The following is an 18,946-nucleotide window of genomic DNA, read 5'->3' as shown; positions in this document are numbered from 1 at the left end:
AAATTGACATGAATAAGTGAGTTAATGATATCTGAATTCAATACCTATTGGTTTCAGAAACTATAGACATGAGCTGTTAAACAGGGCAACGAAGATTGCTAGGTTTAATAGTGAGGAGATGTGATGAAAAAGCTGAAAAGTGCTATTTGCCTGGCCACGTTACTGGGCACTGCGGGTTTCGCCGCTAATACAATGGCAGCGGATACGCTAGCCGATTTTCATGGTGAAAACCAAGAGTGTGAAAGCTGCCATACCTCAGATGGTGAGTTATCAAACGATAGTCTGAGCTACGAGAACGCCCAGTGTGTATCTTGCCATGGCACTATGGACGAGGTCGCTCAAGAGACCAAGCATGAGCACTATAATGCCCATGATTCCCACTTTCCTGGCGAAATAGCCTGTACGACCTGTCACAGCGCTCATGAAAAATCTATGGTCTATTGTGACTCTTGCCACAGCTTTGATTTTGATATGCCATACGCGGGCAAGTGGGAACGTCATGAGCCAAGTATTGCCGAGCTTGCTAAGGATAAGTCTGAGCGTGAAGCTGCATTAGCCATGGCGCCACATGATACAGTCAATGTGGTCGTTGTAGGCTCTGGCGGCGCAGGCTTCTCTGCCTCTGTAGCAGCCCATGATAAGGGGGCGTCGGTGATCCTCATTGAGAAAGAGCCTGTGATTGGTGGTAATGCAAAGTTGGCCGCCGGTGGCATGAATGCCGCTTGGACGGATCAACAGAAAGCTAAAGGCATAGTAGACAGTCTTGAGTTAATGACTAAAGACACTATGAAAGGGGGTCGTGACCTTAACGATCCCGCTCTGGTCGATGTATTAGTGAGCCACTCTAAAGGCTCTGTAGATTGGATGACAGCCATGGGGGCTGACTTGAGTGATGTTGGCCGTATGGGCGGCGCATCGGTTAACCGTACTCACCGACCTACTGGTGGCGCGGGCGTGGGAGCCCATGTGATCCAAGTGCTATACGATAACGCGGTGAAGCGTGATATCGACATGCGCATGAACACCCGAGGTATCGAAATTCTTAAAGATGGTTCAGGTAGGGTGAAAGGTCTGCTGGTTAAAGGTATGTATAAGGGATACTACTGGATTAAAGCCGATGCTGTTATCTTAGCAACCGGTGGCTTCGCTAAGAATAACGAGCGGGTGTCTAAGCTAGACCCTAAGCTAAAAGGCTTCGTATCGACTAACCAACCTGGTGCTACTGGTGATGGTATCGATGTCGCTGGCAACGCAGGCGCCGCAATGCAAGACCTACAATACATTCAGGCTCACCCAACCTTGTCCGTTAAAGGTGGTGTGATGGTCACCGAAGCGGTACGTGGTAACGGCGCTATCTTAGTTAACCGTGAAGGTAAGCGTTTCGTCAATGAGATCACTACTCGTGATAAAGCGGCTGCAGCTATCTTAGAGCAGAGTGGTAAGACAGCATTCCTTATTTTTGATGATTCAGTGCGTAAGTCTCTGAAGAAAATCGACAAGTATATTGGCCTAGGTGTTGCCCCGTCGGCTGACTCTTTGGTTAAATTAGGTAAGCTTGAGAATATCGATGGTAAAGCATTGACTGAAACTGTCGCGCGCTACAACAGCTTAGTGACAAGTGGTAAGGACACTGATTTTGAGCGTCCAAATTTACCCCGTGCGTTAAATGAAGGTAACTACTATGCCATCGAAGTGACTCCTGGTGTGCACCACACCATGGGCGGCGTGAAGATAGATACTAAGGCCGAGATCTTAGATGCCAAGAAGCAAGTTATTCCTGGGCTATATGGCGCCGGTGAAGTGACTGGTGGTGTACATGGCGCAAACCGATTAGGAGGGAATGCTATCTCAGATATCATCACTTTCGGCAGACTCGCCGGTGAAGAGGCGGCTAGCTACTCTAAGAAATAGCGCTAAGGCTTTTTTATAAGCGCTGATTTTAAGAAGTAGAATCGTCAAAATAGCTGACTGCTTTAATCCCCGTGGTCAGTGTCATCTACGAAAGTACCGTTATCTAGCAAGGTGACGGTATTTTTTTGTCTGGCAATTAGCCACTAGCTATAAGCTATAAACTGTGAGTTTTAAGTTAAAAGTGGCAAGTAAAAGCGGTTGGCTATTGCCTAGACTCTATGTCCTATGAAAAGCTCAATCGAAGAAGGGCTCTGCTTGTTTATCACAAGTGTAGATGCGGCTGAGGGTATCGAAAACATGGATGTTTTCGTTAAGCGACCAGGGATGGTGCATGGCGTCCCGAGGAAGTATCTGCACAATGCTCACCGCAGGTGATAGATCGCCATGAAGGTTCGATCTCAAATATCCAGCTAAGTAAAACGTAACAAGACAGCTGACACAAAAAAGCCACCCTATTAAAGAGTGGCTAATCATTCATACCGAGCAGCTAACTCTCGCTAGAGTTAGTCGATCTTTGGTTCTTCACTGTAATCGATTTCATAGTACTCAAGGCAAGCATCAACTTCGTTAGCCGATCCTAAGATAACGGCGACGCGCTGATGAATTTCACTTGGTTCGATATCCATGATGGTTTCATAACCGGTAGAGGCTTTACCGCCAGCTTGTTCGACTAAGAATGCCATAGGGTTTGCCTCATACATCAATCTAAGCTTGTATGGTTTTTCTGGATTCTTGTTGTCAGTAGGATAAGTGAAAATACCACCGCGAGACAGTACACGATGCACATCGCCGACCATGGCAGCTATCCAGCGCATGTTGAAGGCTTTCTCTCTTGGACCTATGGTGCCAAGCAAGAGATCGGCAATATAAGTCTGCATCGGGGCTTCCCAGAAACGCTGGTTAGACATGTTGATGGCAAACTCAGCTGTATCTTTACTGATAGACATGGCTTCTGTGGTCAATAAGTATTCGTTAGTTTCTGGGTTTAAGGTAAATAACTGAACACCTTGACCTGTAGTGAGCGCCAACATAGTCGAAGGACCATACAAGACATAACCGGCAGCGACTTGCTTGCGACCCGCTTGCAAGAAGCTTTGTTCACTGAGTTCTCCTTCGGGGGCTGGAAGGATTGAGAAGATAGTACCCACTAACGAGTTTATGTCGATATTCGATGAGCCGTCTAATGGATCGAAACAGACCAGATAGTCACCCTTAGCACCTACTTCGACGATAAAATCTTCCTCTTCAGAGGCTAGACCGCGAACGGTATCATCTTTATCCAGCGCATCTTTGAGCATATCGTTAGTAATAACATCTAGCTTCTTCTGGGTCTCACCTTGAACATTTTCATGCTCAGTCGCGCCAAGTACGCCTGCTAGTGCACCGTGGCGAACCGCGAGGCTTATCTCTTTTGAAGTATTCGCTAACGTGTGAATAAGCTGAGTCAGAGAGGCGTTTACCCCTTGTGATATCAGATTTTGGGCCAAGGTTTGCATGATATTTCCTATGACAAGTCGAGCTGTGCTCGAGTTTGAGGTCGGGTCAAAAGTTTGTTTTCTTATTGGGCGGGATCATACCTGAGATTGAACTTTTTTTCAGCGTCCGATGGCGGCAATCTGTCACATTGAAGACCTGTTTTGGTTTTTGCTCAGTTTAGTGCACAATATCAGTGATATATATGTCGGGACTTAGGTTGCCGATATGCAGTAACTATATTTAAATCCTGGACATAATAATGACAACAAAATGGATGACAACAGCGCTAATGGTGGTGCCTATGCTTTTATCAAATACGGCTTGTTCGACAATGAAAAGTACGACAAATGCAGTAAAAGAAAGCTCTCTAAAAGGAGGGGTAACACCTCTTAGTATCGAAAGGTTATACGCATCACCTGCACTAGCAGGAACCAGCCCACGTGGTCTTAAGCTTTCGCCTGATGGTAAGCGAGTGACGTATCTTGCTGGCCGTAAAGATGATCAGTATTTCTATGATTTGTGGCAAATGGATGTGGCCAGCGGCAAGCAATCGATACTACTCGATGCGGATAAACTCACCATAGGTGAGCTTTCAGATGAAGAGAAGGCAAGACGAGAGCGCCAGCGAATTTATGGTCAGGGGATCATGGAGTACTTTTGGTCTGATGATAGCCAGGCCTTGCTGATTCCTGCCTCTGGCGTTTTGTACTATTTTTCGGTTAATGATGGCACTGTAAAGTTGCTACCCACAGGTGAAGGCTTTGTCACCGATGCTCGTCTCTCACCTAAAGGCAACTATGTTTCCTTTGTGCGCGATCAAAACCTGTTTGTATTAGATCTTAAAACTGAAAATCTCACCCCTATGACGACAGATGGTGGCGGGGCGATAAAAAATGCCATGGCCGAGTTCGTCGCTCAGGAAGAGATGGATCGCATGACTGGCTACTGGTGGTCACCGGATGAATCTGCTATTGCCTATACTCGTATAGATGAATCTGGTGTTGAGTTGGTGACCCGCAATGAGATCTATGCCGATGGCATTAAGCTCACTGAGCAAAGATATCCCTATGCAGGTAAGAATAATGTCACGATTAAATTAGCTGTGGTGACAATCCTTGACCAGAAGAAAAGCTGGATCGAGCTTGGTAAAGAACAAGATATTTACATACCCAGAGTTAACTGGTTGCCAGATAGCAAGCGATTATCTTATCAGTGGCAGAGTAGAGATCAGCAAACCTTAGATCTCAGACTTGTGTCCCTTACTCAGACTGATAAATCTAAAACCTTAGTAGAAGAGCGAAGCGATGCCTGGATAAACCTCAACAGCGATCTGTACTTCTTAAAGCAGCAAGAGAGTTTTATTTGGGCATCTGAGCGTGATGGTTTCAATCATCTGTATCTGATTGGGTTGGATGGCAAGGTGAAAAAACAGCTGACTTCAGGTAATTGGGTCGTAGATGAAGTCGAGCTGGTGGATGAAAAAACAGGATGGATTTACTTTACCGGCCGCAAAACTCTCGTCACTGAGAAGCACTTGTATCGTGTGCCATTGGCGGGCGGTGAGATAGAAAGCATTAGTCATCGAGCGGGGATGCACTCACCTGTATTTGCTGAGAATGAAGCCGTTTATCTGGACTATTTTAGCAGTTTGTCTCAACCGCCGCAGATTAGCCTGCATGGTGATCAGGGTCAGCGACTCGCTTGGGTAGAAGAGAATAAGGTTGATAAGTCACACCCACTCTATCCTTTCTTTGGTCAATGGCAGCTGCCTGAATTTGGTCAGGTCAATGCCGAAGATGGACAAGCATTACAATATCGTTTGTTTAAGCCGACTAACTTTAGCGCTGACAAGCAGTATCCTGTAGTTGTTCGTGTCTACGGCGGCCCTCATGCTCAGCTGGTGGTTAATAGCTGGAGTGAGCATGATTACTTTACTCAGTACTTATTGCAGCAGGGCTTTATCGTATTCCAGTTAGATAACCGCGGTTCGGCACATCGTGGGACTCAATTTGAGCATGTGATCTACCAGCACTTGGGAGAAGCGGAAGTTAACGATCAAAAAGCCGGCGTCGATTACCTACGTACGCTTCTATTTGTTGATGGCGATAATATAGCCTTGTACGGTCACAGTTACGGCGGCTATATGGCTTTAATGGGCTTGTTTAAGGCGCCAGATTATTTTAAGGCTGCCATCTCGGGGGCACCTGTGACTGACTGGGCTTTATATGATACCCATTACACCGAGCGTTATCTGGGTCATCCACAAAAGAATACCGAAGGCTATGAGGCCAGTAGCGTATTGCCATATGTGAAAGGCTATCAATCTGGCTTGCTGATGTATCATGGCATGGCCGATGATAATGTATTGTTTGAGAACAGTACTAAGGTTTATAAAGCGTTGCAGGATGAAGGTAAACTATTCCAGATGATAGATTACCCGGGTTCTAAGCATTCGATGCGCGGCGAAAAAGTCAGAACCCATTTGTATCGCTCATTGGCTGATTTTCTTGAGAGAGAGTTGAAGTAAAGAGTTAAAATAAGGTTAGAGTTGCGAGTTGCGAACTAGAACCTAAGAGTTGTAAGCCCTAAGTTTTAAGTAAAGCTTAGGGCTTGAGCCTTATAGCTTTCTTAGCTCTGTCTTGGGCCTTACAGCTTAAAACTCGAAGCTTTCTTAGCCCTGTCTTGGAACTTACAGCTATATTCCATATACAACGTCCGTCCTATACCATCCATGGTCACCGGGCATAAATATGTCCATATACAAAAAACCAGCCGATAGGCTGGTTTTTTTATGAATCGGAATAAAGCGTTAGCTTTATGCCTCTTCTAAGTTACCGCAGAAACGATAACCTTCACCGTGAATAGTGGCGATGATTTCTGGCGTATCAGGCAAGCTTTCGAAGTGCTTACGGATACGACGAATCGTTACGTCAACTGTACGGTCATGTGGCTTAAGCTCGCGGCCTGTCATCTTCATTAGAAGGTCAGCACGGCTAAGGATCTTGCCTGGGTTTTCAACAAAATGCAGCATAGCGCGGAATTCACTACGTGGCAGCTTGTACGATTCACCTTGTGGGCTAACCAAAGAACGGCTGTTGATTTCAAGGCTCCAACCGTTGAAACGGTAGAACTCAACACTGTTCTTATCTTCGGCTTCTGCACCAGTGCTATTGACGCGAGTCAATAGGTTGCGAGCACGAATAGTCAGTTCACGTGGGTTGAATGGTTTAGTGATATAATCATCTGCACCAATTTCAAGACCCAAAATTTTGTCAACTTCGTTATCTCGGCCCGTTAGGAAGATTAGACCGATATTGTTTATTTCACGAAGTTCACGTGCTAACAGAAGACCGTTTTTGCCAGGAAGGTTGATATCCATAACAACCAAGTTGATCTTATTTTCCTGCATGGCTTTATGCATTTCTGCGCCATCATTGGCTTCAGTTACCACATATCCTTCAGCTTCAAAAATACTTCTTAGCGTGTTACGGGTAACGGCTTCATCTTCAACAATCAGAATGTGCGGGTTTTGCATATTAATTTACCTAATTTGTTCAAATCTGTTCTAACCATGAGCGCGTTTTATCAGTGCTAAATACGCTCGATCTTGTCATGCTGACTCTTACTGATCTACGATAGGTGCTTTCAAACTGGCTGAAACAGCAACACACTTCCATGATTAGTAAAGTATGCGTATCTCAATAAATGGAAACGCGAACTGTATTCACTTCGATGAATAATAATAGGGTTAGTTCCCTATATTAATAAACATTCATGAAGTTAAAATGCGAAACAAAAAACTGGTCGCATTTTATACAGGGATCTGGTTGGCTTTACGTTCAATGTCAGTTCCACTTATAACCAAATGCATCATACTAATAAATGATGCAGAACCAACCGACTGGGTCTATTGTACTCGTTTTAGGCAATTGTTAACAAATGAAATGTTAACAAAATTCCTTGTGGATTTGATCTGTGTCACACTAAATTCTTTAACTTGTTGATTTTAAACGATGTTGAAAAATTATTTTTAGTGATCTACATCACGGGACTAGGAAGATATGCTGAGTTTGCTATAATTATCTGAATCTAATTGAGGGAATTGGTCCAGATGATCGACTCAAACAAGCGACTCTTGAACAAGAAATTGTGGCAGCACTACCAAGATACTGAATTTCTGTTTACCCAAACCTTATCTTCTCAGTTATCCTTTGCAATCATTACGGCTCACAATCCCAGAGGGCAGATCCTCACCTCTTGCCAAAACCGTCTCTTAGATCGACAGCTTCTACGCTCAATAGAGCAATTTAACAGGCCCTATCGTGCCGTAGTGGGCGCATCCCGCGATCGCTCTCATATGGAAAAAAGCTGGGCAGTCGCCATCGACAAGCTGAGTGCGGCACACCTGGGATTGAAATTTAAGCAAAATGCTATCTATTTCATTGATAACAACCAGTTAGCCTTGGTTCCTTGCTTGTTCTCTCAAGCTGAGCAGCAAGAAGAGCTCATCATAGGTGATTTCTCTCAGCGAGTTAACTTAGTTAGCGAGCTGCCGGACTTCGACTATTAGCCTAAATTTTTAAGCCATAGTTGAGATTTTAGCCTAAATCTTTCGATAATAGTTAAGATTCCCCATTGCTTGGTTAGTCAAAATTTGATAATTTTCTCCTTCCTAGTTCTCTTTTGCTTGTTTGCTACAGAGAGCTTAGGTACAGAAGAGGAGCGTTAGCTAGGTAGTAAGTCTGAAGAGTCCAAATTCTGATGATGACTTATGAGGGAGATTAGCGCCGAGACATCAGGGTTTTTGGAATAACTCTATGTCGGTCGAAAGGGTTGAATCCCTTAGATTGTCACCTGTTTATTGGTGGAGAGCTTCTGGTGGTGATCGCTGTTTCCCGTCTTTGGGGTGCGTAATCTTTGCACCAGGCTCTTCGAACGAAGTCAGTTCGGAGTGTAATGATGTTTGTGTTGTATCCATATTTATTTTCAAATGAATCTTATCAGTGTCTGCATTCTGTGGAGGCTGTGTAATGTCCCTTATTGTCGCTAAGTTTGGCGGTACCTCAGTGGCCGATTATGCCGCTATGAGTCGTTGTGCCGATATCATTCTCGCTAATCCTAGTACCCGTGTCGTGGTGGTTAGTGCCTCTAGTGGTGTCACTAATCTGTTAGTTGAACTGACCCAAGAGCACATCGCTGAAGAGCGAAGAATGCAGCTAATTAAACAGATAGCTCATATTCAATATCAAATCTTGGATTCCTTGGGTAGCCCGCAAGAAGTTGCTGCAAGACTAGATACCGTGTTGAGTCGTATTTCTGTATTGAGTGAAGAGCTGAGTAAAAACAGAAATAAGGCGACCATGGATGAGTTGCTTGCCCAAGGTGAACAATGTTCATCGGCCTTGTTTGCTGCTGTGTTGAGGGAAAAAGGGGAGGCTGCTAGCGCATTCGACGTACGTCAGGTGATGCGAACCGATAGTCATTTTGGACGTGCAGAACCACAAATTGAGAAAATATCTTTATTAGCTGCAGAGTATTTAGCGCCATTATTATCATCGCAGCGCATTGTGACTCAGGGGTTTATTGGCGCTGATGAAACCGGTGCAACGACGACTCTGGGGCGTGGAGGTAGCGATTACTCTGCCGCCTTATTAGCCGAGGCCTTGAAGGCGACAGCCGTTGAGATATGGACAGATGTTGCCGGAATTTATACTACAGATCCTCGCATCGCACCTAAAGCCAGTCCTATTGCGGAGATTAGTTTCAATGAAGCCGCCGAGATGGCGACATTTGGCGCTAAGGTACTTCACCCCGCCACTATTCTTCCAGCTGTCAGACAAAGAATTCAAGTTTTTGTTGGTTCTAGCCGTGAGCCTGAACGAGGTGGTACTTGGATCCGTCATGAAGTCGAAGATGCTCCGGTTTATCGAGCAGTAACTGTGCGCCGGGATCAAACATTACTCAATTTGCATAGCCTGCAGATGCTTCATGCTCAAGGGTTTCTGGCCGAAACCTTCGCAACTTTAGCCAGACATAAGATCAGTGTCGACTTGATAACAACCTCTGAGGTCAATGTGTCGCTTACCTTAGATAAGACGGGATCAGATTCAGCCGGAAACGGCCTACTCAGCGAATCTCTGTTGCAGGAACTATCGCAACATTGCCGGGTACGAGTCGAAGAAGGTCTGGCATTGGTGGCCATAGTAGGTAATAAAATTGCATCCACTCCGGGTGTTTGTCGTCGCGTTTTTGAAGTGCTGGAACCTCATAACGTGCGTATGATCTGTCAGGGAGCTAGTCCGCATAACTTGTGTGTTTTAGTTGCCGAGTCGGAAGCCGCTCAGGTCGTCAGCGCACTGCATGAAAGCTTGTTTGAGTGATAAGAGTCTGGGGACTTAATATTCAGATTCTAAGTCCTAGGGTTTAAACGCTTTGAAGGAAGGAATATGAGTTTTACCCAATCATCATTGAAGATAGGTGAATTAGCCACAGGCCAAGATCTCAGCATACCCATATTTAGCTATGAGTGCACACGCTCTAAGGCGCCCAGTGTCTATATTCAGGCGAATGTACATGGCGCCGAAGTGCAGGGGAATGCGGTCATCTATCAGCTAATGAAATTGCTGGAACAATACACCGTATGTGGTGATATTACACTCGTGCCTCTGGCTAATCCGCTTGGGATTAATCAAAAAAGTGGCGAGTTCACTTTAGGGCGCTTCGATCCTATCACTGGCGTGAATTGGAATAGGGAGTATCTAGATCATCAAGTGGACGTAGAAGTTTGGTATAAGGCTCATAATTTGCTGAGTGACGCAGACTTGATTACTCAATTTAAAGCTATGTTGCTTGAAGCCTGCTATACACGCTTAAACAGCGAGTGGGGGATCACTACCGGGCACCAGCAGGCGGTTAACTTACAAGTGATGGCCCATCAAGCTGATATCGTGTTAGATCTACACACTGGCCCTAAGTCTTGTAAACATCTCTATTGTCCTGAATACGATGTTAGGGCTGCATCCTTCTTCTCCATACCCTATACCTTGCTTATCCCCAATGATTTTGGTGGAGCCATGGATGAATCAATCTTCTGTCCATGGTGGCAGCTCTCTGAGCATATGAAATCAACGGGAAGGGATTTAAAGGTTCCTGTGTCTGCCTTTACCTTAGAGTTAGGTTCTCAAGAGAATATCAATCTCGAGGATGCTCTAGTCGATGCTAAAGGTATCTTGGCTTATCTGAGTGAACGTGGGGTGATCGAGCAGAGTCTTGAACCAGCTACGATGAAGAGGTATGCCTGTTATCTGAAAGATTATAAGAAGTTCCATTCGCCTCTTGGTGGTATGGTCGAGTATCTGGCTGAAGTCGGGGAACCTCTGAAACTTGGAGCGCCATTAGCGAATATTCTTCGATTGGATCTATATGACACGGATAAGGCATTAACCCCACTGAGTTTGAGTCAAGATTGTGTACCCATACTGCACTTTGCCTCAGCTTCTGTTTATCAAGGCACAGAGCTTTATAAGGTGATGACCAAGGTATTTGAGATATAGCTGGTTGAGACAGTCGCTCCTTGTTATACCGATTGGTATTAAACCTGGAATTACGGATAAAAGAAGGGAGCCTATTTGGCTCCCTTATCATTTATAGCTTGTTAAACCATTATATTAGCGCTTACGACGACGTAGGCCTGCAAATGGAAGAAGAAGCAAAGTTAACCAACCTAGAGAACCACCATCTTCGTCTCTTTCTCTTACTGTGAAGCTCGCTGGGCCTGTTTTACTTTCTAAATTACCATCACTGGCAACTACGCTGAAAGAGTAGGTACCTGTTTTGGTTGGGGTGACTTTAATGTTCTCATCAGTATCGTTAAAATCTAACGCTTCTCCTGATGTTTGAGTCCACTTAAAGGTCAGCTCATCTCCATCAGCATCTAAGGCATTAGATGCAACCGTTGTTGGTCGACCTGTAATCGTATTACCTGCGCTTGGTGATACTGTTGGCGCATCATTGATATTATTCACGGTTACAGTTACAGATGTGGGGGCGGAAACATTCCCATCTTCATCTTCAGAAGAGTAAGTAAAGCTATCTTTTCCGAAGAAGTCCTTGTTTGGTGAATATACTGCGTCTCCGCTTTCTGCGAGTGTAACTTTACCGTTCTCTGGTTCAGTAACTAGCATTACTTTTCCTAAAGCCCCGCTAGCTGAAATATCAATAAGGCGTTGAGCGTTAGCTGTCATACCATCTCCAGTGATTGATACTCTTGCTACTTTTTGATCTGGCATCGTGTCGTTATCGAGAACATTTAGCTCAACACTGCTCTCCTCTTCTGTTTCAGCTAGGTCCACTTGCCCATGGTTAAAGCTTGTTGCTTTGGCCATATAGTCAATTTCTACACTTCCGGAGGCTGTACTTTGTAATTGAACAAAGTCATTAGTTACGACTGTTCCACCCTCACCATTATAATGATAAGTCGTGCCCACTGAACCGCCTATGTTTTCGGCACCAATGGTTACTTTTTCAGGCATGTTTGGAATATCGTGGTAGTTGAACCAGATGTCTTCTTCTTCTCCTGCTTTTATCCACACGCTGAAAGTGTATGCATCACCCGATGTATCGCCATAAACCTGAACTTTATTCCACTCCACTACAATCCAAGTATCGTCACCAGATTCTACAAACTGAATACCTAGCTGTCCGCCACCAGTATCGCCGGGTGTACCATCTGTTAGATCATAATCAGTCCAAAGTGGTGCTAGAATATTATTCGGACTAGCCGAATCTGGGAGCTCTTTATTGTTCCAGCTACCTGAAGTTATTCCGCCGCCAACAATGGCAATACCATTGTCAGAAATGGTGATGCTGTCATAAGTTGCACTGTTGTACTTATATTCAGGTGTATTAAAGGTGAAAGCTTTTTCATCACATCCTTCATCACATACTGGAACGTGTTCAATACCTAAGTCGAAAATGCTTTGGCTTGAACCAGTTCCTTTTGCCGAACTAATTTGTGGAAGGTCAAGTTTACCTACCCATGTGATACGTCCATTCTTTTCGTCAACCTCGAAGCCATTTTGTGTAGCCCCATTCATTGAAACGACAACATCATCCTTAGAGGTTAACTCTGTGCCTTCTGGTGTAAGTGCGGATACTGTTACCGTATTTTCAAATAAGGTGTTATTCACAATCGCTTTGATTGGGAATTCATCGCTTGATTTAATGTCTGTTTTGGTCGTAATTGCGGATATGAGTGAAGAATCACTAGATTCCTTAGCCATGATGGCTAGTGGAAGATGAGCATCTTGCTTCCCTTCATCACTTTTAATCATGATATTACCGAAGATCCAAGATCCATATTCGGTAAAAGTAGAGTCGACTGTTACTGTGAATTCTGCAGATGCGCCAGCCTCTAATTCAAGAGTTGAAGGGGAAACGCTGATTCCTGCACTGTCAGCAGATGCAGATAGGGACCAAGAAGTGGTTTTATCACTTTTGTTGTAGACGATACGTGTGAAAGTACATGGGCCTATGCAAGAATCAGAAGCAACAGATGGCTTATCAAATGTTAATACCGCTTTAGCTGCAGCATCAAGATCCATACGGCCAGCACCCATAGCGAAGGGTGATGCAGGTGTTTTAGCATCATCATCTAAAATACCATCCATATGGGCTGTAGATGTAAGTGCTGTCTTGATGTCATTAGCTGACCACTCTGGATGAAGTTGACGCATCAAGGCTGCTGCACCCGCAACATGAGGGCTAGCCATGCTAGTTCCAGAAATCATATTGAAATCTTCTCCGCCATCATCAGGGGAGAAAGCTGACAGAATATCTGTTCCTGGCGCCGCTAGATCAGGTTTAAGAATATTCTCATTGCCATTCGGGCCTCTAGAACTAGTCGCACTAATTGCGTCTGCAAGTGACTTCGATACGATACGTTGCACTTCTGCTGAAATCTTACCAACGATTGTATTTTCGCCTAATGATTCTATGATTGCTGTACCGTCGGCTTCAGCGACCATCAAAGAAGGTAAGCTGGTATCAGGCATATACATACTAATGGGAGCGCCAGCTTTGTTGTTGTAAACAACCATAGCGATAGCACCAGCGGCTAAAGCATTGTCGGCCTTCAGTGAGAAGTTACATTCGCCGCGAGAAATTAGTGCTATACCATCTTTAAAAGAGTCTGCGGCGAAAGCTGAACAACCTTCATAGTTTTCTGCATCAAGATTGACTGCGGCAATAATAGGGGTATTAATGTCTACTATTATAGCACCGTTATCTGCTTCTACGGCCAGTAGGTCATCAGAACCAGCATTGAATGAGTTAGCAAAAAATCGACCCGTTGTACTGTTAGCAACAGTAATACCAGACTCTATACAAGCTGGGCAGCCAATTGTTTTCGCACTGTTACCGTCGTTACCTGCAGCTGAAACTACAACGATACCTGCGGCTTCTGCTGCTTCAAACATTGTCTTATATGGGCTATTAGCTGGATCGCCACCGGCACCTCCCCCCCAAGAGTTGTTGATGACGTCGGCCCCATCATTTACTGCATGCTCCAAGGCCTCCATTAGCATGATGTCTGAGCCACTTCCACCCGAACAATCAGCTTTAGAATATAGGGCTTTATATGCCATTAAATATGCCGCTGGGGCGACACCTGAAAGTTCAACCTCTACACCTTTAAATGTGGTTGTGACCTTGTTACCGACAGCAGTCCCTGCAACATGGGTGCCGTGTCCACCAAAACCTAGTGGGCTCATATACTCATCTTTACAGACTTCTGAAGTAGGCTGAGACCATCGAGCGACAATTAATTTGTTATTACAGAAAGTGGTGTCAACCGTCGAACAGTAATCATCAGATGGAAGTGCACCTTCTGGAGCCGTAAATCCATCATCAGCAAACATTGGGTTTTCTGGGCGTATCCCCCCATCGATAACTGCTACGCGGACCCCTTTACCCGCATTTTCTATACCTGAAACTGCACTCCACATCGCTTTGCTGTTAATGACTGCGTGAGAAGCATCCATGCTAATTTCGTATGTCTTATTAGGATAAACAGACTTGACGCCTGGAATGGCCATTAACTGCTTAATACTCAGGCCTTGACCTACGACAGTTACACCGTTGAAAAGAGTTTTGAAGTGACGTTCGACTTTTGTATTAGCAGAAACTTTAGATAGTTCAGATGCAAACTTAGTTTGCTCTTGAGCAAGGTAGCTAGCATAAGATTTAGCTGCACTTGACTGTATTTGGACTTTTTTGCCCTTTTCAGAGGCTGTGGCTGAAAGGTTTACAATTCCGCCTTTATATTTAGAAATTGAGGGAGACTCTAATTCTATTATAAATCGCTGTGGTGCTATGGTGTTAGATACAGTTTGAACTTTTTCATAATTAGTTGCAGACAGAATCTCTGGTCCATAACTCTTTGCTGTATATTCACCGCTTGCCATGGTAGCACTCGATACGAGTGCTGCTGTTATTGCTATAGATAGTTTTGTTTTCACAACTGCTTCCTTGTCAACTTAAAGCACAATATTTAGATATTGTGCAAATTGTATAATTGTTATTTTTGTTACCCCTATGTTGGGGTTGTGTAGTTTGTAACACAAAAGTTCTACACTTTTAACGATAACAGGGAAAAAAGTTGTAATTTATATTTTTTTGGCTAGAAAATAGTCTTAATAACTTATTTCTATTTAATCTATGGTTTAACAGCCCTTGTAATGGGGTTTTGTAAACTTATTAAAGTTTCGGTAGATTGAATTTCATCTATGGATTGGATTCGGTTGATGAGCACATGCTGTAATCCGTCGATGGATTGGCACATAACCTTTACAAAAACACTGTAATTTCCGGTGGTGTAATAGGCTTCTACAACTTCTTCTAGCTCGTTTAACTTAGAGATGGCAGCTGGATAATCACCAGCACTTTTTAAGTTTATGCCAATAAAACAGCACACATCATAGCCAAGTGCCTTAGGGTTTACTGTTATCTGGGCGCCTGTGATGATCCCGGCTTGTTTCATCTTCTCTACGCGAACGTGTATGGTCCCAGCGCTGACATTGAAACGTTTAGCCAGTTCTGCAAATGGCGTCCTAGCCTCTTTCATTAATGCAGATAAGATTTGATTATCGAGTTGATCTCGTTGAAATGATGTTTCCATAAAGAAATTCTTAAAGTCATAAATAATGATAATTAACTTACCTTTATTTATGATGAAATTCTATCGATAAGGTGTGATTGATATTAAATCAGTAAATATAGATGTTCGCCATAAGTGACAATTTTTGAAAATTAAGCAGATACCTAAATTAGTCTGTGATAGGGGAGTCATAAGCTGGTGGTCCCTATATATTTGCTTAAAACTTAAGCCCTACTGGTTATTTTCAGGAGTCATAAAAGGGACTTCGCAGCTAAAAGTAAGCTCTTTACCTGAATATGGCTGTTTGATTGTGAGCTCTTGCGCGTGCAGTAGTAATCGACTTGCTAAGCGCTTAGCTAAAGGGTCTGCATAGAAGTTATCACCGAGTATTGGGTGGCCTATAGCCATCATATGTACTCTCAATTGATGAGAACGACCCGTTATTGGAGTTAGTTTGACTAAAGTAGAGTACTTAGCGTGGCTTATCACTTCAAAGTGAGTTAAGGATGCCTTGCCAACGTCATGATCTACTTTCTGTTTAGGTCGATTGGGCCAATCACAGATAAGGGGAAGGTTTACACTACCTTTTTTTTCTTTTATATGTCCCGCAACTCGTGCGTAATATGTCTTCTTGGTTTCTCTATCTCTGAACTGCCTTTTTAACTCTTTTTCAGCATTTCTTCTTAGAGCTACAACAATTACACCAGAAGTTGCCATATCAAGTCTATGTACTATTTGGGCATTGGGGTATTCAGATAACACTCGACTGTAAACACTATCATTATGTTCTGGGGCTCTTCCTGGCACAGAAAGGAGTCCTGAAGGTTTATTTACAACCAAAATATCTTTATCTTGATAGATGATGTCGAGCCAGGGCTCAGTAGGTGGGCAGTAAATAAAATCGGACATTTAAGCAGCCAAAACATGAATTCGAGGCAAAGATACCTTCTACATGACAGCAGAAGCAAGGTAAATGTTATCCTAGTCAAACTTTCTTTCAATTTAACAACCGTAATTATATTTGAGCAGTATTGATTTCATCAGTGTATATTGCTTTAATTTCAATGTTTTCTAATATAAACCTCTTCCAAATCATTGATTAATTAACTGGTACTTAATGATAACTCAACCTAGATATCGCTTGGCTGACAGGTTAATAGACCCTAGCCAATGTACGATTTTAAAAGATGGAATTTTACTCAAAGTAGAGCTTAGAGCTATGCAGGTCTTGCTGTGCCTCATTAAGCATGCTGATGAGCCTGTTAGTAGGGATATGTTATTAGAAGAGGTGTGGTCAGGAGGAGAGGTTTCAGATAATGCTATCAACCGGATCATTGGTCTACTGAGAAATCAGCTTGGTGATAACGCAAAATCACCTAGCTTTATTAAGACATTGCCAAAAGTGGGTTATGTGCTCATTGCCGAAATATCATTGGTAGAAAAAATAACAAGAGAGGAAAAGTTTACAGAGGAAGTGATAGTTGGCAGTAAAATTGATGACATAAATGTTGCCAGTAAAAAAATTCTTAAAAGAAAACTATTTACCTTCCTTTACGAACATTCCGGAAAGTTTGTTTTTGTTTCTTTAGGCTTAGTCATATTATTTTCTTGGTTAGCTTTTCAATATCTGAGCGGAAATAATTCAGGCGTAATCCCCCTTAAGGCTACAGAGCTGAAGAGGCTTACATATCTGGATGGTCAGGAGTTTACTCCTGCTCTTTCTACCGATGGGAGGTATCTAGCCTTTTCCCATCGGATACTTGGTGATAAAAATTGGAAAGTAGGAATTAAATCTCTTGAAACTGGAACTATTAACTATTTAAAAGGATTAGCGGATAGTCAAGGGTACCCAGCCTTTAGTCCAGATGGTTCTAGATTGGCATATTTATCTTTCAATCAAGTTGGTGGGTGTAAGATTAATGTAGTGAACTTGGAAAATGGGGAATTCGGAAGTATTAAAACAATTACCACCTGTAAAAGTAAAATGCAGGCGACGAGTATTGCATGGAAACCTTCTGGGAAAAGTTTGTTTTATATCGACGAAGATCACAATCTTGACTATTTAAGTGAGAAAAAAGTCTTTTCAGTCAGCTTAAATGGAAGTAATAAGCTGCAGATTAGCCAGCCTTTTTCTATAGGTAGGGGAGACTATGCGCTTAGCTTATCCCCAAATGGACGTTTTCTTGCTGTTATTAGAAATATTGGTTGGTATAACGCCCAGGTTATGCTGCTGTCGCTTGAGACTGGTGACTGGAAAAATTTATTTAGTGTCGACTTCTTACCGCATACAGTTGCATGGAGCCGAAATAGTGATTCACTTATATATAGGGGAGAGTCTGGGAATCTTACTCGTTATATCATTGATACTAAAACACATGAGCAATTAACTCAAATTATGCAACCAATAATCTCACCCGTGTCAAATAAAATTGGAGACATTGTTGCTGTTATAGGGGACTTTTATAACTCTGAAATTTGGCGTGTTGAAGATCCTTTTAAACAAGATGCAAGTACATTAAAAGGGGGGGGGAGCAGTACTGTTCGATTTATTTATTCTAATAGGAAAGATAGAAATGGCATTATAACTAAAGATGGAAGAGAAATGGTTTTCGTCTCTGAAAGAACAGGTGTACCTCAACTTTGGTTAAAAAATAGTAGTGGTGATGAGGTACAGTTAACTTTCTTCAGTCGGTTAAGCTTTATAAGAGATATAAGTCTTTCTGATGATGGCCATGAGGTTTTAGGCTTGATCAATAACAAGCCATTTATTTATAGCCTTGAATCTAGAGATATTAATTACATCAACATTGAAAATTTCAATAGCATATATGGACTGGCTTGGGGAGCGGATAGTAGTACAATTATAGTATCTGTTGATGTTTCTGGACTTTCTAAATTAAAACACGTTGATGTAACTAGTGGAAAAGTAATTAGTACTCTTGTAGATGGCGGGGAATTTGGGAAGTATCTTAAACCAAGGGGGGTATATTTTACTAAGCGACTACAAGAAGGGCTTTGGACTCTGGAACATGGGAAGGAAAAACTCATTGTCGATGATTTTGTTGGAATGAGCAACGCATCATGGGTATTAATTAACGATTATGTGTATAACTTGGTTTATACGGATGGACACTTCTATCTTGAAAGAACAAACATAGTCACGGGTAAGAATGAACAACGGCTACTTCCTTTTGATGACATCAGAGGAGATTCAATTTCAGTAGATAATGATGGAAATGTTTTTCTTGTTATCTCAAAACCTTCCAATGTGGATATCATCAGAGTGAATTATTAACTCCTGCAAATACATACAATAGGCGAACTCCGCTATAAGTTGTTGTTATTGTTGTTTATCACTTTTTCATCATGTTAATATTATGACTTGCAAGCCTCTTTCCATGTAAT

Annotated in this window: 12 protein-coding genes and 1 riboswitch; of the genes, 6 read left to right on the top strand and 6 right to left on the bottom strand. The window is 42.9% G+C overall.

Going from position 1 to position 18,946, the window contains the following annotated elements; genetic code table 11:
• The first annotated feature begins 123 nt into the window (after positions 1 to 123).
• Positions 124 to 1,911, top strand: coding sequence for a flavocytochrome c (locus tag sps_RS24315; RefSeq protein WP_077754874.1), 1,788 nt, complete (start codon positions 124 to 126; stop codon positions 1,909 to 1,911).
• Between the two features lie 234 nt (positions 1,912 to 2,145).
• Here sps_RS24315 and sps_RS28620 read toward each other — a convergent pair whose 3' ends face one another.
• Positions 2,146 to 2,313 (bottom strand): hypothetical protein, encoded by a 168-nt coding sequence (locus tag sps_RS28620; protein ID WP_169915920.1) that lies wholly within the window; start codon positions 2,311 to 2,313, stop codon positions 2,146 to 2,148.
• A 101-nt stretch (positions 2,314 to 2,414) separates the two neighbouring features.
• Positions 2,415 to 3,407 (bottom strand): class 1 fructose-bisphosphatase, encoded by a 993-nt coding sequence (locus tag sps_RS24310; protein WP_077754873.1) that lies wholly within the window; start codon positions 3,405 to 3,407, stop codon positions 2,415 to 2,417.
• Between the two features lie 311 nt (positions 3,408 to 3,718).
• Between sps_RS24310 and sps_RS24305 the strand changes: the two genes are divergently transcribed.
• Positions 3,719 to 5,914 (top strand): S9 family peptidase, encoded by a 2,196-nt coding sequence (locus tag sps_RS24305; RefSeq protein WP_418346780.1) that lies wholly within the window; start codon positions 3,719 to 3,721, stop codon positions 5,912 to 5,914.
• Between the two features lie 288 nt (positions 5,915 to 6,202).
• On the opposite strand, the gene arcA is transcribed toward sps_RS24305, so the two are convergent.
• Positions 6,203 to 6,922: a two-component system response regulator ArcA gene (gene arcA, locus sps_RS24300; RefSeq protein ID WP_077754871.1), complete on the bottom strand. Its 720-nt coding sequence runs from the start codon at positions 6,920 to 6,922 to the stop codon at positions 6,203 to 6,205.
• Positions 6,923 to 7,498: 576 nt separating this feature from the next.
• Between arcA and sps_RS24295 the strand changes: the two genes are divergently transcribed.
• The 3 genes from sps_RS24295 (at position 7,499) to sps_RS24285 (ending at position 10,940) form a co-directional block, all read left to right on the top strand.
• On the top strand, positions 7,499 to 7,957 hold the full coding sequence (locus sps_RS24295; protein ID WP_077754870.1) for a DUF3293 domain-containing protein: 459 nt from the start codon (positions 7,499 to 7,501) through the stop codon (positions 7,955 to 7,957).
• Positions 7,958 to 8,094: 137 nt separating this feature from the next.
• A riboswitch (Lysine riboswitch) is annotated at positions 8,095 to 8,270 on the top strand.
• 147 nt (positions 8,271 to 8,417) lie between these two features.
• The gene (lysC, locus tag sps_RS24290) at positions 8,418 to 9,767 is read left to right on the top strand and encodes a lysine-sensitive aspartokinase 3 (protein ID WP_077754869.1); all 1,350 of its coding nucleotides are present in this window, start codon (positions 8,418 to 8,420) and stop codon (positions 9,765 to 9,767) included.
• 66 nt (positions 9,768 to 9,833) lie between these two features.
• Positions 9,834 to 10,940 (top strand): succinylglutamate desuccinylase/aspartoacylase family protein, encoded by a 1,107-nt coding sequence (locus sps_RS24285; protein WP_077754868.1) that lies wholly within the window; start codon positions 9,834 to 9,836, stop codon positions 10,938 to 10,940.
• A 114-nt stretch (positions 10,941 to 11,054) separates the two neighbouring features.
• Here the strand turns inward: sps_RS24285 and sps_RS24280 are convergent, their stop codons facing one another.
• The 3 genes from sps_RS24280 to rluA all read right to left on the bottom strand — a co-directional run bounded on the left by sps_RS24280 (position 11,055) and on the right by rluA (position 16,450).
• On the bottom strand, positions 11,055 to 14,903 hold the full coding sequence (locus sps_RS24280) for a S8 family serine peptidase (RefSeq protein WP_077754867.1): 3,849 nt from the start codon (positions 14,901 to 14,903) through the stop codon (positions 11,055 to 11,057).
• Positions 14,904 to 15,100: 197 nt separating this feature from the next.
• Positions 15,101 to 15,562 carry a transcriptional regulator AsnC gene (asnC, locus tag sps_RS24275; RefSeq protein ID WP_077754866.1) on the bottom strand — a complete coding sequence of 154 codons (462 nt, stop codon included), beginning with the start codon at positions 15,560 to 15,562 and terminating at the stop codon, positions 15,101 to 15,103.
• Between the two features lie 210 nt (positions 15,563 to 15,772).
• Positions 15,773 to 16,450, bottom strand: a complete 678-nt coding sequence (gene rluA, locus sps_RS24270) for a bifunctional tRNA pseudouridine(32) synthase/23S rRNA pseudouridine(746) synthase RluA (protein ID WP_077754865.1) — start codon at positions 16,448 to 16,450, stop codon at positions 15,773 to 15,775.
• A gap of 208 nt (positions 16,451 to 16,658) precedes the next feature.
• On the opposite strand from rluA, the gene sps_RS24265 reads away from it, so the two are divergent.
• Positions 16,659 to 18,836 (top strand): winged helix-turn-helix domain-containing protein, encoded by a 2,178-nt coding sequence (locus sps_RS24265; RefSeq protein ID WP_077754864.1) that lies wholly within the window; start codon positions 16,659 to 16,661, stop codon positions 18,834 to 18,836.
• Positions 18,837 to 18,946: the final 110 nt, after the last annotated feature.

This window comes from Shewanella psychrophila, from assembly GCF_002005305.1.
Lineage (GTDB): Bacteria > Pseudomonadota > Gammaproteobacteria > Enterobacterales > Shewanellaceae > Shewanella > Shewanella psychrophila.
The sequence above is the reverse complement of the archived record's forward strand: the minus strand, read 5'-3'. Positions and strand labels throughout refer to the sequence as shown.

Bases quoted from the DNA above. Each gene is read 5' to 3' on its own strand.
- sps_RS24315 (WP_077754874.1), top strand. From the start codon at position 124: ATGAAAAAGCTGAAAAGTGCTATTTGCCTGGCCACGTTACTGGGCACT.
- sps_RS24310 (WP_077754873.1), bottom strand. From the start codon at position 3,407: ATGCAAACCTTGGCCCAAAATCTGATATCACAAGGGGTAAACGCCTCT.
- sps_RS24305 (WP_418346780.1), top strand. From the start codon at position 3,719: ATGAAAAGTACGACAAATGCAGTAAAAGAAAGCTCTCTAAAAGGAGGG.
- arcA (WP_077754871.1), bottom strand. From the start codon at position 6,922: ATGCAAAACCCGCACATTCTGATTGTTGAAGATGAAGCCGTTACCCGT.
- sps_RS24295 (WP_077754870.1), top strand. From the start codon at position 7,499: ATGATCGACTCAAACAAGCGACTCTTGAACAAGAAATTGTGGCAGCAC.
- lysC (WP_077754869.1), top strand. From the start codon at position 8,418: ATGTCCCTTATTGTCGCTAAGTTTGGCGGTACCTCAGTGGCCGATTAT.
- sps_RS24285 (WP_077754868.1), top strand. From the start codon at position 9,834: ATGAGTTTTACCCAATCATCATTGAAGATAGGTGAATTAGCCACAGGC.
- asnC (WP_077754866.1), bottom strand. From the start codon at position 15,562: ATGGAAACATCATTTCAACGAGATCAACTCGATAATCAAATCTTATCT.
- rluA (WP_077754865.1), bottom strand. From the start codon at position 16,450: ATGTCCGATTTTATTTACTGCCCACCTACTGAGCCCTGGCTCGACATC.
- sps_RS24265 (WP_077754864.1), top strand. From the start codon at position 16,659: ATGATAACTCAACCTAGATATCGCTTGGCTGACAGGTTAATAGACCCT.